The sequence below is a fragment of the Idiomarina sp. genome, assembly GCF_048265525.1.
GTDB lineage: Bacteria > Pseudomonadota > Gammaproteobacteria > Enterobacterales > Alteromonadaceae > Idiomarina.
On the sequence record NZ_JBLXBI010000002.1, the window covers coordinates 362418 to 378214 of the forward strand.

At 48.5% G+C, this 15797-nt stretch carries 16 protein-coding genes; 8 read left to right on the forward strand and 8 right to left on the reverse strand.

Annotated elements, in window-relative coordinates; genetic code table 11:
* Position 1 precedes the first annotated feature (1 nt).
* Positions 2-583 (reverse strand): chorismate--pyruvate lyase family protein, encoded by a 582-nt coding sequence (locus tag ACN0TF_RS07175; protein ID WP_417441351.1) that lies wholly within the window; start codon positions 581-583, stop codon positions 2-4.
* Between the two features lie 78 nt (positions 584-661).
* Here ACN0TF_RS07175 and ACN0TF_RS07180 point away from each other — a divergent pair, with 78 nt between their 5' ends.
* Positions 662-1060 carry a flagellar basal body-associated protein FliL gene (locus tag ACN0TF_RS07180; RefSeq protein WP_110013046.1) on the forward strand — a complete coding sequence of 133 codons (399 nt, stop codon included), beginning with the start codon at positions 662-664 and terminating at the stop codon, positions 1058-1060.
* On the opposite strand, the gene ACN0TF_RS07185 is transcribed toward ACN0TF_RS07180, so the two are convergent.
* Genes ACN0TF_RS07185 through ACN0TF_RS07200 form a run of 4 tightly spaced genes read right to left on the reverse strand, consistent with a single transcriptional unit; the run spans position 1054 to position 4439 of the window.
* A complete protein-coding gene (locus ACN0TF_RS07185; protein WP_417441352.1) occupies positions 1054-1878 on the reverse strand; it encodes a rhomboid family intramembrane serine protease in 825 nt (274 codons plus the stop codon). The genes ACN0TF_RS07180 and ACN0TF_RS07185 overlap by 7 nt on opposite strands.
* 3 nt (positions 1879-1881) lie before the next feature.
* Positions 1882-2205: a thiosulfate sulfurtransferase GlpE gene (gene glpE / locus ACN0TF_RS07190; RefSeq protein ID WP_417441353.1), complete on the reverse strand. Its 324-nt coding sequence runs from the start codon at positions 2203-2205 to the stop codon at positions 1882-1884.
* Between the two features lie 7 nt (positions 2206-2212).
* On the reverse strand, positions 2213-3238 hold the full coding sequence (tdh, locus tag ACN0TF_RS07195; RefSeq protein WP_417441354.1) for an L-threonine 3-dehydrogenase: 1026 nt from the start codon (positions 3236-3238) through the stop codon (positions 2213-2215).
* Positions 3239-3248: 10 nt separating this feature from the next.
* Positions 3249-4439 carry a glycine C-acetyltransferase gene (locus ACN0TF_RS07200; RefSeq protein WP_114982106.1) on the reverse strand — a complete coding sequence of 397 codons (1191 nt, stop codon included), beginning with the start codon at positions 4437-4439 and terminating at the stop codon, positions 3249-3251.
* A gap of 177 nt (positions 4440-4616) precedes the next feature.
* Here ACN0TF_RS07200 and coaD point away from each other — a divergent pair, with 177 nt between their 5' ends.
* The gene (gene coaD, locus ACN0TF_RS07205; protein WP_011233533.1) at positions 4617-5117 is read left to right on the forward strand and encodes a pantetheine-phosphate adenylyltransferase; all 501 of its coding nucleotides are present in this window, start codon (positions 4617-4619) and stop codon (positions 5115-5117) included.
* A gap of 6 nt (positions 5118-5123) precedes the next feature.
* Here the strand turns inward: coaD and ACN0TF_RS07210 are convergent, their stop codons facing one another.
* The gene (locus ACN0TF_RS07210) at positions 5124-6443 is read right to left on the reverse strand and encodes a sodium-dependent transporter (protein ID WP_417441355.1); all 1320 of its coding nucleotides are present in this window, start codon (positions 6441-6443) and stop codon (positions 5124-5126) included.
* A gap of 207 nt (positions 6444-6650) precedes the next feature.
* On the opposite strand from ACN0TF_RS07210, the gene pckA reads away from it, so the two are divergent.
* The 3 genes from pckA (at position 6651) to ACN0TF_RS07225 (ending at position 10498) form a co-directional block, all read left to right on the forward strand.
* Positions 6651-8252 (forward strand): phosphoenolpyruvate carboxykinase (ATP), encoded by a 1602-nt coding sequence (pckA, locus tag ACN0TF_RS07215; protein WP_417441356.1) that lies wholly within the window; start codon positions 6651-6653, stop codon positions 8250-8252.
* A 99-nt stretch (positions 8253-8351) separates the two neighbouring features.
* Entirely contained in the window at positions 8352-9296 is a 945-nt protein-coding gene (locus tag ACN0TF_RS07220; protein WP_417441357.1) for an ABC transporter ATP-binding protein, read from the forward strand.
* The gene (locus ACN0TF_RS07225) at positions 9293-10498 is read left to right on the forward strand and encodes an ABC transporter permease (RefSeq protein ID WP_417441358.1); all 1206 of its coding nucleotides are present in this window, start codon (positions 9293-9295) and stop codon (positions 10496-10498) included. Before ACN0TF_RS07220 ends, ACN0TF_RS07225 begins: the two co-directional genes overlap by 4 nt.
* A 68-nt stretch (positions 10499-10566) precedes the next feature.
* On the opposite strand, the gene ACN0TF_RS07230 is transcribed toward ACN0TF_RS07225, so the two are convergent.
* Both ACN0TF_RS07230 and fabR read right to left on the reverse strand, forming a co-directional pair.
* Positions 10567-12585, reverse strand: coding sequence for a S9 family peptidase (locus ACN0TF_RS07230; RefSeq protein ID WP_417441359.1), 2019 nt, complete (start codon positions 12583-12585; stop codon positions 10567-10569).
* A 38-nt stretch (positions 12586-12623) separates the two neighbouring features.
* Positions 12624-13244 carry an HTH-type transcriptional repressor FabR gene (fabR, locus tag ACN0TF_RS07235; RefSeq protein WP_011233539.1) on the reverse strand — a complete coding sequence of 207 codons (621 nt, stop codon included), beginning with the start codon at positions 13242-13244 and terminating at the stop codon, positions 12624-12626.
* A gap of 153 nt (positions 13245-13397) precedes the next feature.
* Between fabR and ACN0TF_RS07240 the strand changes: the two genes are divergently transcribed.
* The 3 genes from ACN0TF_RS07240 (at position 13398) to ACN0TF_RS07250 (ending at position 15797) form a co-directional block, all read left to right on the forward strand.
* On the forward strand, positions 13398-14537 hold the full coding sequence (locus ACN0TF_RS07240) for a fatty acid desaturase (RefSeq protein ID WP_417441360.1): 1140 nt from the start codon (positions 13398-13400) through the stop codon (positions 14535-14537).
* A gap of 114 nt (positions 14538-14651) precedes the next feature.
* A complete protein-coding gene (locus ACN0TF_RS07245) occupies positions 14652-14969 on the forward strand; it encodes a flagellar basal body rod C-terminal domain-containing protein (protein ID WP_417441361.1) in 318 nt (105 codons plus the stop codon).
* A 69-nt stretch (positions 14970-15038) separates the two neighbouring features.
* Entirely contained in the window at positions 15039-15797 is a 759-nt protein-coding gene (locus ACN0TF_RS07250; RefSeq protein ID WP_417441433.1) for a putative metalloprotease CJM1_0395 family protein, read from the forward strand.

Genomic DNA, 15797 nt, shown 5'->3' on the forward strand with positions numbered 1-15797 from the left:
ACTAACTCCTGTTATTCGGCGAAGAGTAAAGTGGCGACGGCTGCAGAAAAACTTCACTGACTAGCAATTGCTCACCACCCGTTGAAAACATTCTGCGTCTGCCCAGCAGCCTATGGTTTTGCCCAAACCACTGCTGATTAAGCAGTGCAATCGGGTGCGCCAACGCAACTTCTGCTACTTCTATTTGCCCGCAGTGTAAGTCGTTACGAGCAAATAGAGACTCACCCAATGACTGATTCCCCAGCTGTTGCAAATTAAGTGTATCGGCGTTTTCGGCGCTGGGTGAAAATAGACTGCGCGCAAAAACCCAAGGCTTTTCATTACAGTATAGTAGAACTTCACGGATAACGACTTGGTCTTTACCCTTTAACCTTTGTTTTTCTTCCGTGTTAGGGGAAAGCAACTGCTGGCCTAGTAATTTAACAGAAAAGTGCTGACTTATCTGCTTCAGACGTTCTGTAAGCGAACCTTCGTAAAGCAGCCAGTCGGCTTGTGTTGAGGTTAATTCAAGTTGTTCAGGCGGTGTCCATTGCAGCGCTTTGCTAACTGGAAAAGCCGGGGTAGCATAAAACTCTGTTGTCATTTGTGTTGGCGTTATTAAGCTCTGTCGCTATGATAGCAGAGAGAACTTAATTGAACAGCAATCGGGCCGGGTAGGGCTATGAAACTTCTGATAACAGTATTCGCCAGTATTTTTCTTTGGTTCAGCAGTGTAACGGTGGCGTCGGCAGACGACGTTTCGTACTACGGCTTTGAGCCTGATATCACCACCAATTACCTGAAAGAAGGCAACGATTACCGGTTGGGCTTTATTCGGGTTGCTATTGAAGTGATGGTGCCGGACCCCAGTTACGTTAGTGTGGTAGAACACCATGCGCCTTTATTGCGTAATGCCTTTGTGTCAATTTTAAGTACTGCGACGGAACGCCAGGTGCGCACCATGACGGGTCGCGATCAACTTCGCTTAAAATGTATAGAAAGGGCAAAGGAACTGATGCAGCAGGAAACCGGTAACCCGGTTATCCGCGATGTTCTGTTTACTAAGTATATTTATCAGTGAAGCTGCCGCACTTTAGGGTTTAACCAACGTACCACAAAGCCTGCGAAGCAGCCGGAAAGCAGCCCGGCCAGATGGGCTTCGTTAGCAACATTAACCCACAGCATGTCGGTGTAGCCAATTACTAACCACAGCAGCATAAAGATAATGAGCCCCGGTGGCAGATACAGCGGCGTGGGACGATTGAAGCTGTATATCCAGCAGAAACCAAGCAGGCCATAGACCACACCGGACAGGCCACCAAAGTTAGGGCCATTGAACAGGTACTGAATAACGTTTGCAGTAATACCACAAAATAACAACAGAGCCAGTAACCAGGATATCCCTAGCGAACGTTCAATACGGCCGCCCAGATACCACCACCAGAAAATATTAAATACCAGGTGAAGCAGGGTAAAGTGCATTAGTACCGGAGTAATAAAGCGCCAGGGCTGATCGTAGGGAAGCGCCGAAAAATATTGGCTGATCCTCAGTGTTTCCAGCATGGCTTCGGGATAAATTTGCACCATCCCAAACACCAGCAATGCCATAACTGCGACAATTCGAGTCAGCCAACCGCTTTGCTGTAGCAAACTAAAAGACAGTGATGATGAACCTCGTTCTGAAGTTTGCTGTTCCTTTATCGGCTCAGCGGCTAGCTCGGGGTTATCTTTAAACTGTTGAATTAATGTCTTAGCAGCGGCTTCATAGCTGCTCTGATGTAACCACAATTCCAATTGCTCACCGCGTTCGGTAACGCTGACTGGCATGCCTTGCTGACGTAAATACTGATACAGCTTGTGCATCCAGTCTGAGTCGCGGCTGCTGAGCAATCGTCGCATGGTTTAGTTCCTTTCAGTGTGTTCAGGAAAAGACATGGACCAGGCCGTATAGCCGCCGTCCATGCTGTGTACATCAGTAAAACCGTTGCCTGCTATGTAATCAGCAGCACCCTGACTGCTAATGCCATGGTAACAAACCACAATCACTTTTTGGTTTTTATCAACCGAACTCAGGAACTGCGGCAGGTTGCTGTTATCCAGGTGTTGAGAGCCCGGAATGTGTCCCGCAGCAAAGGACTGCGGGTCACGGATATCAACAAAAACCGCATCGCCATTTTGCCAATGCTCAACGGCGATGGGTAAGTCCATTAGCTGATAATTGCTCATTTACGCGTTAATCCCAGTTCAGTATGACTTTGCCGGACTGGCCTGAAATCATGGTTTCAAAGCCTTTTTCGTAGTCATCGATGGGCATTTCGTGCGTTAAAATAGGTGAAATATCCAGACCCGACTGCAGCAAGCTGGCCATTTTGTACCAGGTTTCAAACATCTCGCGGCCATAAATACCTTTAATAACCAAACCTTTAAAGATAACCTGATTCCAGTCTATAGCAATGTTTTCTGGCGGAATGCCCAGCATGGCAATTTTACCGCCATGGTTCATGGTTTCCAGCATTTGCGAAAACGCAGAGGGAACGCCGGACATTTCCAGACCGACATCAAAACCTTCTTTCATACCCAACTCGGTCATTACGTCAGATAGCTTTTCTTTGCTAACGTCCACTGCGCGGGTCACACCCATTTTACGGGCTAAGTCCAGACGGTATTCGTTTACGTCGGTAATAACCACGTGGCGTGCGCCAACGTGACGGGCAACGGCTGCTGCCATAATACCAATAGGACCCGCACCGGTAATTAAAACGTCTTCACCCACCAGGTCAAAAGCCAGAGCGGTGTGAACCGCATTACCAAACGGGTCAAATACGGCGGCCATTTCGTCAGTAACGTCATCTGGCAGTTTGAAGGCGTTTTCAGCTGGCAGTGCTAGGTATTCTGCAAAAGCACCCGGACGATTAACACCCACACCATAGGTATTGCGGCACAAGTGACGACGGCCAGCACGGCAGTTACGACAGTGACCACAGGTAATGTGGCCTTCGCCGGAAACACGGTCACCAATTTCAAAGCCGCGAACACCGTCACCCATAGCGGCAACTTCACCTACGTATTCGTGGCCGACCACCATAGGCACAGGAATGGTTTTCTGCGACCAGTCGTCCCATTTGTAAATGTGAACATCGGTACCGCAAATGGCGGTTTTCTTAATTTTAATCAGCAAATCGTTGTAGCCGCATTCCGGCTTCTCGACGTCTGTCATCCAAATGCCGGGTTTTGCGTGCAGTTTTGATAAAGCTTTCATTCTATACTCCTTAAATCACACCCAGCTCTTTACCAATACGGGTAAAGGCTTCAATGGTACGATCCAGTTGTTCACGTGTGTGGGCCGCAGACATCTGCGTGCGGATACGGGCTTTGCCCTTAGGAACGACAGGGAAGGAAAAGCCGATCACATAAATATCTTCTTCTAACAGGCGGTCTGACATTTCAGAGGCCAGTTTGGCGTCGCCGACCATCACCGGAATAATGGCGTGATCTGCGCCGCTCAGGGTGAAGCCTGCGTTCGTCATTTGTTCACGGAAGTAGCTGGCGTTTTCCCAAAGTTGACTGCGCAACTTGCCGCCTTCTGCCAGCATATCCAGTACACGAATAGAAGCCTGTACAATGGCCGGTGCTACTGAGTTAGAGAACAGGTAAGGGCGTGAACGCTGGCGTAACCAGTCAATGACTTCTTTCTTACCTGAAGTGTAACCGCCAGAAGCACCACCCAGCGCTTTACCCAAAGTACCGGTGATAATATCAACGCGGCCAATAACGTCGCAGTATTCGTGTGTACCTTTACCATTTTCCCCAAGGAAGCCGGTAGCATGGCAATCATCCATCATGACTAGCGCGCCGTATTTGTCGGCCAGGTCGCAAATACCTTTTAAGTTGGCAATAACGCCGTCCATTGAGAACACACCGTCGGTTGCTATTAATTTGTGGCGTGCGCCGTCTGCGTCAGCTTGCTTCAGCTGTGCTTCTAAGTCTTCCAGATTGTTGTTTTTATAGCGGAAGCGTTTCGCTTTACTCAAGCGAATACCGTCAATAATGCTGGCGTGGTTGAGCTCGTCACTAATAATGGCGTCTTCCGGGCCCATTAGGGTTTCGAACAAACCACCGTTGGCGTCAAAACACGAGGAATACAGAATAGTGTCTTCCGTACCTAGAAACTCACTCAGTTTTTGTTCCAGCGTTTTGTGAATGTCCTGAGTACCACAAATAAAACGCACTGAAGCCGTACCAAAACCGTGTTCGTCCAGGCCTTGTTTGGCGGCTTTAATTAAGTCCGGATGGTTTGCCAGACCCAAATAGTTGTTAGCGCAGAAGTTGAGTACCTTGCGGTTATTCACCGTAATTTCAGAGCTTTGGTCCGAACTGATAATACGTTCTTTCTTGTACAGGCCTTCGGCTTTGGTTTCGGCCAGTTGGTCGGCCAGTTGCTGATAAAAGGCTGAGCTCATTTTTTACTCCACTATTTGAAAACGTAAGTTACCCTCTAGTTTACTGATGTTAGTCGCAACTCGCATCCTTAATTTGAATATCGGGCTTTTGTTTAGTGTGCACTTGCGTGTACTCTTTAGGCCAAATGAAAAGCGTGCAAATAAAGTGCTTGCACAAATAACGGTTTAGGAGACTCTATGCACCGTCGAGCAATTTATCCGGGAACCTTTGATCCTATTACAAATGGCCACGCCGACTTAATTGAACGAGCCGCCAACTTGTTCAGTGAAATTGTTGTAGGTATTGCAGAAAGCCCCAGTAAAAAGCCGCTGTTTAGTCTGGAAGAGCGGGTTTTGCTGGCACAGCAAGTGACTGAAAACCTCGATAATGTCACTGTTGTTGGCTTTTCCGGGCTGTTGGTGAACTTTGCCAAAGAGTACGAAGCAACAGTGCTTATTCGCGGATTACGCGCGGTGTCTGATTTTGAATACGAATTTCAGCTAGCCAATATGAACCGACGCTTGGCGCCGAATCTGGAAAGCGTGTTTCTGACGCCGGCCGAGGAAAACTCGTTTATTTCTTCTTCTCTGGTAAAAGAGGTGGCGCTACATGGCGGCGACGTTTCCGGCTTTACTGACGCCCGGGTGGCGTCAGCACTGGAACAGAAGTTTTCCGGTAAGCGTCCGGGCAAAAGTTAACCCTGCTTAACTAAAGGCTACGTGGTAAAACACAATGCTCATTAGTACCGGACATAAATAGCGAATATGCCAGCGTAATAAGGTTAAGCCGACACTGCCCGCAGCAATAGCTTTTAAGTGATTGCTGCGGTGCCATAGCCAACCCACCACCAGCAAATAGAATAAGCCTGACAGCGGCAGCTGGAACTGTGTGACTGCCGTAACAACCCAGCCAAACAGCGGTTCAAAGAACAGTATTAGCAGCAGCGAAAACACCGCAATAACGCTCAGTGACAGAGCTGTTGCCACTGGCCGTTTCAGTTTGCGCTCTTCTATGCAGTAAGACACCGGTACCTCGGCCTGAGCAATGGTCGAGGTTAGAGCGGCAATACTCAGCAACATAAAAAATGCAAAAGCCACAAAAGGTCCGGCAATGCCCATACTGTTAAATAGCTCTGGCAGTACCGCAAAAATGAGCTGGCCTTCGCCAATGAGTTTAGAGCCTTCGCCGACATTAACGCCCAGATGAATACCCGCGTACAGAGCCGGAATAATTAACAGCCCCGCCAGAAAAGCGATAAAAGTATCCAGCGCAGCCACTGATAAGCTTAAACGACCTAAGTTAGCACCCGGTTTCAGGTAGGAGCCGTATATCATCATGCCGCCCAAACCAATAGAGAGCGAGAAGAACGCCTGACCCATAGCCGCCACTAAAATGCTGGTGTCAGTCATTAAGCTGAAGTCGGGAACAAGGTATTTCTTCAGACCTTCGTCGGCGCCGGGTAAGGTCAGCATGTAGGCAATTAACGCCACCAGCAAAACGACTAAGGTAGGCATCAGGCGCTTTGACCAGCGCTCTATACCTTTTTCTACACCCTGAAAAACCACGTAAGCGGTGGCTAATAAAAATACAGCGGTGAAAATTAAGTCGCGGGTTAGTGAGCTGTTCAGCAAAAATTCAGCAACAGCTTCAATACCAAAGCCGCGAGCCAGAAAGCCTAAAGCATGAACTAACATCCAGCCGGCAACTACGTGGTAAAAGCTGAGCATTAAGCAGGAACCCAGTACATTCAGGTAACCCATTAAGCGGCCAATAGGGCGTGCGCGACCTTCAGACAGCTGCGTTAACGAGCGAACCGGATTCGCCTGTGCGCTATGGCCTATCAGCATTTCGCTGTATAACGCCGGTATGGCAAGTATAAAGATTACGCAAAGATACACCAGCAGGAATGCGCCACCGCCATGGTTCGCAACCTGGGTCGGGAAGCCCCAAATATTTCCCAGGCCAACGGCAGAGCCCGCCGCTGCTAATATAAAGCCAATTCGGCTGTGAAAGGAATCGCGCATAAATGATCAGAAACCCGTTGCTGCTTACAGAAGTCAGGCGGGCATTCTAACGAACTGGCAAAATTTTGCCCTATCTTTTTTTACACAATCAGGTTAATATTCGCGCCCTGAAAATTAGCCAGTAACCAAACTGTAAAACAGGATTTTTTACGCTGTGTTGCTGCTGTTAACGTTAACGAACGACCGTAATCTCAGGAGCCTTACGTCATGCCTAATCTGGATCTGAGCCGCTACGGCATCACAGATGTCGAAGAAATTGTCCATAATCCGTCCTACGACCTGCTATTCGAAGAGGAAACTCGCGACGACCTGCAAGGTTATGAAAAAGGAACGGTAACGGACCTGGGTGCGGTTGCTGTCGATACCGGAATTTTCACCGGACGTTCCCCTAAAGACAAATACATTGTCCGCGATGACACAACTCGCGATACCGTCTGGTGGGCTGATCAAGGCAAAAACGACAACAAACCACTGTCAACAGAAACCTGGAATGAACTGAAAGGTTTGGTCACTGAGCAGTTGTCGCACAAACGTTTGTTTGTGGTTGATACCTACTGCGGTGCTAATGAAGATACTCGTCTTGCAGTTCGCTTCATTACCGAAGTGGCGTGGCAGGCGCACTTCGTGAAAAACATGTTCATTCGCCCAAGCGAAGCAGAGCTGGAAAACTTTGAGCCAGACTTCGTTGTTATGAATGGTGCTAAGTGCATTAATCCTAAGTGGCAGGAACAGGAACTGAATTCAGAAAACTTTGTGGCGTTTAACTTAACTGAAAAAATTCAGTTAATTGGCGGCACCTGGTACGGCGGCGAAATGAAAAAAGGTATGTTCTCAATGATGAACTACTTCCTGCCGCTAAAAGGCATTGCTTCTATGCATTGCTCTGCCAACGTAGGCAAAGAAGGCGACGTGGCTGTTTTCTTCGGCTTGTCAGGCACGGGTAAAACCACTTTGTCGACTGACCCGAAACGCGCACTGATTGGTGACGACGAGCACGGTTGGGACGACGACGGTGTCTTCAACTTTGAAGGTGGTTGTTACGCGAAAACCATTAACCTGTCGAAAGAAGCTGAACCGGATATTTATAACGCCATTCGCCGTGACGCTCTGCTGGAAAATGTTGCTGTTGATGGCAACGGAATCGTTGATTTTGACGACAACTCGAAAACTGAGAACACTCGAGTGTCCTACCCCATTTATCACATTGAAAACATTGTGAAGCCGGTGTCTAAAGCGGGTCACGCAAAGAAAGTGATTTTCTTAACAGCCGATGCCTTTGGCGTATTGCCTCCGGTTTCTAAGCTGACTAAAGAGCAAGCGCAGTATCATTTCTTGTCTGGCTTTACTGCTAAGTTAGCCGGTACTGAGCGTGGTGTCACCGAGCCTACGCCAACCTTCTCAAGCTGTTTTGGCGCGGCGTTCTTAAGCCTGCACCCAACGCAGTACGCGGAAGTTTTAGTTAAGCGTATGGAAGCGGCTGGCGCAGAAGCTTACCTGGTTAACACCGGTTGGAACGGCACTGGCAAGCGCATTTCTATTAAAGCGACTCGCGCTATTATTGACGCCATTTTAGATGGTTCAATTGAAGATGCTGAATTTGTGCAGTTGCCTCACTTTAATCTGGCTATGCCAACTGAACTGACCGGCGTTGAAGACAGCAGTATTCTAGACCCACGTAAAACATACGAAGATGACGGTGAGTGGGACGTTCGCGCGAAAGACTTAGCCGAACGTTTTGTCGCAAACTTTGAGAAATTTACTGACACCGATAACGGTAAAGCGCTGGTTGCCGCAGGCCCTCAGCTGTAAATTCATAGTTTGAAACAAATTAAAGGGCTCGTAACACTTGTTACGGGCCCTTTGTCTTTCTAAGATAGGCGCTTCTTAAGCAAATAACAGAAAAATAACATGCGCCTTTCAGTTAATAATGTCACTAAACGTTACCGCACCGTAACGGCGGTAGACGCTATCTCCCTCGATATTCAGCCCGGCAAGATTCAGGCGTTACTCGGTCCTAACGGCGCCGGTAAGTCGTCCCTGGTTCGTATGCTGGTTGGCCTCACCCAGCCAGACGAGGGTGAGATCCTGGTTGAGAACAACGGCGAGAGTGTTGAGCTGACCTATCATGACTTTGCTTACCTGCCTGAAGATCGCGGTTTGTATCAGGACCGAACCATACTGGATAACCTGAATTATATTGCCAGTTTGCGCGGGTTGAAGCTGAGCGATATACGCAGCGATATTGATAACTGGCTGGAGCGGTTCGAACTGACTGATCGCAAAGATGAGCCCTTGCGTCAGATGTCTAAGGGAAACCAGCAAAAAGTACAACTTATTGCCACGCTGCTGCACGATCCACAACTGGTTATTCTGGATGAACCCTTTTCGGGATTAGACCCGGTAAACCAGGAGCACGTGCTGACGGTATTGAACGAACTGCGTGAACGGGGCAAGACTGTGGTACTAAGTGCGCACCAAATGGAGCTGGTTGAGCGTTTAGCCGACACCATGTTGTTAATGAATAAAGGACGGGCGGTAGCTCAGGGCAGCTTGCAGGAAATTCGCAATACCTTGCTGCCTAAGCCGGTTTACCGGGTGACAACCAATGCTCAGCTTGTGTTGGATAGCTGGCAGGGCGTTGAGCAAATAGAGTCCATGCGCAAGGTGAGTGAAGATCAAGTGGAGATAACCTTTCGCGCCGACGCCGGTATAGATCAGTTGTGGCCACAATTGGCACAGCAGGTATCGATTAAAGCCTTTGCGCCGATTCAGCCCGGGTTACATGATTTATATCTGGATACGATTCGTCGGCAAGCGAGTGATGAGAGAAGCAGCGAGGAAGCGCAGTCATGAAACAGACGAATCCGGGTTATTTAAAGCAGTTGAAAGCCATTTCATGGTGGGAGTTTAAGCGCTTCTTTAAGTGGAAGCAGGAACTTCTGTCTATTGTCATTTTGGTCGGCATTTTTGCCGTGAGCACTGGCTGGGGCGCAATAGCCCAACTTTTGTCGGATGAATATCACGGAGCTATTTTCTATGAAGAAGGCAAACCCCAGTCTTGGGAGTTTGAGGCGCCAAAAGACTTAAACCTTCGCAGTGCTGGCACCATGGAAGTAGAAAAGTGGAAAGCACAATTACCGGAAGACCTAGATACATTAATTGTCATAACACCGGAATTAACCGCAAAAGTCTGGGTTAAGAAGTCTCAGACCTGGCAACAGGAATTGCGTAGTGAGTTACAGGATCAATTGCAGGATCTGCGTATTCAGCAGTTACCACTGGCACCGGAAGAAAAAGCGGTTATTGATGAAAAGCCGGAAATTGCGTTTTCTATTGAAGAAAGCGAAGAAGCTTCCATTGACGATGCTAACGACGGTTCAGCCAGTATGCTACTGGTGATTATAATGGTCGGGGTTTTTACTGGTTTCGGCTTGATGATGATGTCCATAACCGCCGAGAAACAGCAGCGTGTAACCGAGCAGTTGCTGACTATCGTGACACCGACTCAGTGGATGGATGGCAAAATTATTGGCATTACCTTGCACAGCCTTAAATCAATGCTCTTTATCGGCCTAATGATTTTGGGCGTAAGCCTGGTCGTTGCGGCATTGTCCGATAAGAGCGGTTCAGGTCTGGACTGGGGCATTGGCACAGGTCTGTTGAGTCTTATCTTTGTTTTATTGGGCACAGTCTTAATTAACGCCTTACTAGCGGGTTTTTCCGCAACCATCGATGACCCTAACCACTCGTCCCGCAGTACGGTGATGCTGGTACCTATGTTGCCAATATTTCTGAGCTTTAGTGTGGTAAGTGCGCCAGACTCAACCTTAGCCACGGTTATGAGCATTCTGCCGGTTAGCTCCTTTGCGATGATGCCCGCACGCTTACTGCAAACTGACGTTCCGGTATGGGAATGGCTGCTAAGCTTAGCGCTGTTGCTTGTTTTTGTTTACTGGATGCGAAATGTTGCGGGGCGCTTGTTCGCTATGGGCATTCAGTATTACGGAAAAGAACCGGGCTGGAAGGAAATTTGGCAGGCAGTTTCGGGTAAATAAAAAAACTACAGAGACAAAAAAGCCGGGATCTTCAATGAAGCATCCCGGCTTTTTATTAGGAAACCGCTTTATTTAAGCTGTTCAGCGTGCGGTAATTCAAACGAGGGTTTCTCTTCGGCTTTTTCAACCAGGAAGCTATCCATCCAGCGCATAAAGCGCATGCTGTAGTCCAGCTGTGCCGCCACTTTGCGGTTACCGTGCCCTTCACCAGGGTACAACACCAAACGAACCGGTACCTTGCCGTGAGTTTTCAGGTAGCGGTAAAGCTCCATAGACTGTGAAGGGTGTACACGAGTGTCCTCTTTACCATGCATAATAAGAATTGGCGTACGCGCCTTTTCTGCGTGATAAATTGGGCTGCGCTCTAAGTACCATTCCCACTTGTCCCACGGATAGCTACGGGCGTGTACGGCATGCATTTCTTTGGCAATGTCGGTAGTACCAAACTTAGATAAGTTGTCGCTGATACCCACAAACATAACACTGGCAGCAAAGTGCTCGGTCTGTGCTGTTGCGCCCCAGGCCGACGCGTAACCACCGTAAGATCCGCCGGTAATACCCACGCTCGACTCATCGGCTAAACCAATATCAACCAAATGCTTTTTCGCATCAACAATGTCGTCGAACTCTTTACCCGCGTAGTCATTCTGCCCCAGCTTAGAGAACTCGACGCCACGACCGGTACTGCCTCGGTAGTTAGGGAAGAACAGGGCATAACCTTTGGCTGCAGCATGTTTAACCGGGGACGCATAGCGATCTAACCAGCCGTTGCTGTAATGCGACTCAGGACCACCGTGAATCACCATCATGGTCGGGTAGGTCTTGCCTTCTTCGTAGTTGGTTGGGTAAACCACAATACCTTCCAGCTTAAGCCCGTCGCGTGCTTCATAAGTCATGGTTTCCTGACGAGGCATATCGATGTCGGCCAGCCAGGGGTTAGAGTCGGTTAAACGCTCCAGACGACCGTTACTGTACTTAAACGCTTCGCTCGGGTGGCTTGGGCGGTGACCTGTTAAAACAAATTCTGATTTACCGGCTTCGCCGTCCAGGCTGGTGAAAACGGCTTCACCCAATTCTAACAGGCTGCGGCTTTCTAAAAACTTAAGTGTTAATGCCTGAACTTCGGTTTCGGTACCGCGGTGACCTAACCAGATGATTTCTTCGTCGGTACGCCAGCTAAAATCTTTGACTGCGCCTTTGTAGTCAGGCAACACGTTGCGGTGTTCTTGCTCGCGAGTGTCGTAAACAAATAAAGAACCAGCAGAAGGATCGTTGTAGTCAGCAGCGCGGATCATGGCCAAATAACGACCGTCCGGTGAAAATTCTGCACGACCAAGCTTGCCTTCACTTTCAAAAGAAGTGACTACTTCGCCGTCCAGACTAATAAGCTGATATTGGCTGCTCATGTAGTTGTCGTCAATAAGTGAGGTTGGTGCGGTACGAACCAATAACTGTTCGTTATTCGGGTGGAAGCTAACCGAAAGCGCGTGCTGGTCGTCGGTAGTAACCGCTTTGGCTTCTGCGTCTTCTTCACTCAGAGAAACGTGGTAAACCTGAGTGTAGGTTAAGTCTTCTTCGTAAACTTCGGCTTTAAAGCCTTTTTTCGAGAGCTTTTTCTTGTCGCTATCCTTTGCGCCTGAAGACAAGAATACGAGTTGCTTGCCGTCATCGCTCAGCGCGTAGCCGCCAATATTGCCGTCAAATTCAAAAACTGACTGAATACCACCGCCGTGTACAGGCATGCGGTAAAGCTCCTGATACTCATCGCCTTCTTCTTTGGCGGTAAAGTACAAGTACTCGCTTTGTGGACCAAAGTTGACCCGGCCGAACTTTTTGTCTTTGCTCAGGTAAGACGTTTCTTCGCCTTCAGCGTTAATAAGCACTAACTCACTGTAGCTGGAGCCGTCGTCATCTTCGTATGGGGTACGGGGTGTTGAGCGGATAACCGCAGTGAATTGACCATCCGGCGACAATTGAGCCGAACGAATGGCTTTGGTGGTTACGGTTTCCATTAGCGTCATGTCGCGGGCATCAATATCTGCTGCCCAGACTGCTAATGCCATACCGCCTACAGCACGTAAAAGCATAATGTTCTCCAGTTTCTTGTTCTGATTAAGATTATTTTTTATGACTCTCGTTTTAGTAATCGGCGAGTCGCTTCGGCGCCTCTGGCAACTAAGCGAACTTGCAGAATCGTTTTTTCGGTAATAATTTCGCGTTCTTCTTCGTCTACGTCAAAGCAGTCGGCTCCGGCGCTGAATACAATTTTGGCAATAGTGTCCGACTGTAACTCGGCCAATTCGCGACTAAAGGACTGTTCGTTAACTAAATAGTCTTCAAGTTCGGCTTTGAAGTGGTCTATTTCGCGCACTACCGCTAAGCGAAAGCTGCGTGAGCGACCGGAACGTTCCTGCAGCAATAGCCTGAAGGTGGCGGTATTGTTCGCCACAAATTGCATAAAAGTTTCTATAGATACCCGAATAATAGAGCCGCCGGATTCAATGCGTTGACGCGCCTGGCGTAATAGTTGGCGTAGAGCCAGGCCGCATTCGTCGACCAAAGTGAGTCCTAACTCATCCATGTCGCGAAAGTGCCGGTAAAATGAGGTAGGGGCAATACCCGCTTCGCGCGCTACCTCACGCAGACTCAAACTGGAGAAACCGTTTTCGGCGCTTAATTGGTTCATTGCCGCGTTAATTAACGCCTGTCGGGTTTTCTCTTTCTGCTTTGCGCGAATTCCGGCCATAGTCGTATAGTCATCTTTGCGTGTATATTAAGAATGATAACACAGCTTTTTACACTTTTACCGCTTGTAATTTGAACACGAAACACGTACATTCAGCGTACAGGTGTACGCTATTAGACGCCTGCCTTTATTTGAATGTTTTAGGTTATATGCATGCAAAAGATTTCTGAAAAGCCCCCCATCATCTGGTTAAACACCCTGGTGTTCTCTATTACCTTTATTGTCGCCATTGTTGGTGTACCTTTATACGCATACAGCGTTGGCATTGGAGCCGCGTTTTGGTGGGTTATGTTTGGTACGGCGTGTTTCGCCGGCTTGTCTATTACAGCGGGCTATCATCGCCTGTGGGCGCACCGTACATACGATGCAAACCCCGTAATTCGTTTTATTTTTGCCATTGGCGGTGCGGTTGCGCTGCAGAACAGTGCACTTCACTGGTCTTCTGACCACCGTGAACACCACAAGCATGTTGATAATAACGACAAAGACCCGTATTCCGCTAAGCGCGGGTTCTGGTACTCGCATATTGGCTGGATGATCCGTGAATATCAGGCGAGCCGTTATACTGACTACGATAACGTTAAAGACCTGCAGAAAGACCCAATTGTTATGTGGCAGCACAAGTATTACTTGCCGCTAACCCTGTTTGTGAACTTTGGCTGGCCAATTGCCGCCGGTTTCATGCTGGGCGACGTGTGGGCAGGGCTGCTGGTTATTGGTGTCCTACGCTTAGTGCTGAACCACCACACCACATTCTTTATTAACTCGCTGGCGCATATTTGGGGTAAGCAGCCTTATACCGACAAAAACACTGCGCGTGACAATGGCGTGCTGGCGTTTCTGACGTTTGGTGAGGGCTATCATAATTATCACCACATTTTTGCTGCGGATTATCGTAACGGCATTCGCTGGTGGCAGTTCGACCCAACTAAATGGCTGATCGTAGCCAGTAAATGGTTGGGGCTGGCGAAAAACTTAAAGCGCAGCTCGCCGTATCAGGTAGAGCGAGCGAAACTGCAAATGCAGTTAAAGCGAGCTCAGAAAAAAGCATTGTCAGCGCCGGATTCATTATTTGAACGTGCTCAGGAACATTATGACCAAATGGGCCAGCAGTTGAAGGCTTATTATCAGGCTCGTAAAACGCTTCTGGATACTAAAGCTAAAGCGTTGAAAGAACATGTTCATCACGATATTGATGCGTTGAAGCGTCAGGTTGATGAAATGAAGGCTTCGCTGGAAATGCAAAAACGCTCCTGGAAAGCGCTATTAAACCAAATTCAGCAGCACGCGTAATTATTGGTTGAAATTGCGACGAATGGCATTTGTCAGTACTTGAAAATGTTTAAAATATAAACGATACTGACAAATACATTCGTAGTAACACGTTTTAGCGTGTGGGAGGAAACGATGGAAATTGGTGCAGCAATGAACTCAGGCCTGCAGGGTATGCAACGTGCAAACCAGCAGGTATCACAAGCGAGTCAGGAAATTGCGTCTGCTTCAACATCGGGTCGTAATGATGTTCAGCAGCAAAGTAATGCCGTTGCAAATGGTGCTCAGGCCGCAACAGAGACTGCGTCTGAAACCAGTCAAAGCGTTACGGCTGCCAATACCACTGATTCTCTGGTTTCACTAAACCAGGGGCAGACCAACTTTGAGTCAAACACCCGTACGGTAGAAACTGCCGACGAGATGTTGGGCACAATGATTGATACCCGCGCTTAATGTTCTAACATGAATATCTCACCAGCGTTACCGCCTATTCCTGTAACGTCGGCACCGCCTGCGGAGTCGATGAACAGGGATAATTTGCAGCGGCCGCTGGTGAATGAACCTGCCAAACCTGATCAATCCAGTAATAAAGCCGATACCCAGGCCGACAGAAAACCCGACGCGAAAGCTGATGGAAAGCCTGACAGCAAAAAAGCCACCGACAAAGCAAGCAAAGAAGTTACTGACAATGCTGAAAAGAATCAGCAGAAGCTCAGTGAAGAAGAAGTTGAAAAAGTCGATGAGCTAAAAAGCCGTGACCAGGAAGTGCGTGTACATGAGCAAGCCCACGCGGCGGTTGGAGGTCAGTATGCTGGTTCTCCTTCCTATGATTATGAACGCGGGCCTGACGGTAAGTCTTATGCTGTGGGCGGCGAAGTTCAAATAGATGTCAGCCCGGTTAATGGTGATCCGCAAGCTACCATTCAAAAAATGCAACTGGTACGACGCGCCGCATTAGCACCAGCACAACCATCGGCTGCCGACCGTTCAATTGCTGCCGAAGCGGCTAATAAAGCTACCCAAGCGCGTGCAGAGCTGGCTCAGCAACAGGTAAAGTCGGGTGAAGAAGATGGCGAAAACACTACTCCGGATATTAGTATTAATGCGCCGTTTAATAAAAGCTTAGAGGGCGAAGGCAAGAGCCAGTCAGCGTCTTCGGACGTAGCGCCTGAAGAGCAGGGTAAAAAGACGTTGTCGTCTCCTGAACGAGGCGAGATGATAGCTTCTTTCTACGATAAGCGCGTTCGTCCTTCCGTGGACTCATTCAGCGCTACCGCTTAA